Consider the following 349-nt stretch of genomic DNA (forward strand, 5'->3'; position numbering starts at 1 on the left):
GGGGTTCTTCACTAAACAACCCGGTCGAAGTCATCAACCGTTTGACCTCACTCAGGCGCATGCCCGCGTTGATCCGTACCCGGCTGTTACCCCAAAACGCCTTGAAACGGCTGTTGAACAGCACGATCCGCTGCTCGGCATCGAACAGCACAAAAGCGTCGGAGATGCTTTCAATGGCGTCGATCAAGTGTTGATGGGCGGTTTCGGCCCGTAGCCGCGCTTCGCTGAGCAAATGGTTGCCAGCCTTGAGTTCGGCCATGGCCTGGTTCAGGGCGTCGGTGCGCTCACGCACCTGTTCGGCCAGCACCACCGAATGCTGGAACGCCGCATACGGGTCGTTGCCCCGGGT

General features: G+C 59.9%; 1 protein-coding gene. It reads right to left on the reverse strand.

The features are described 5' to 3' along the window. Positions 1-349 (reverse strand): PAS-domain containing protein (locus AC1DF0_RS32745; protein ID WP_477577814.1); only part of this gene is annotated, 349 nt, incomplete at both ends.

This window comes from Paenibacillus sp. 05T425, assembly GCF_056396205.1.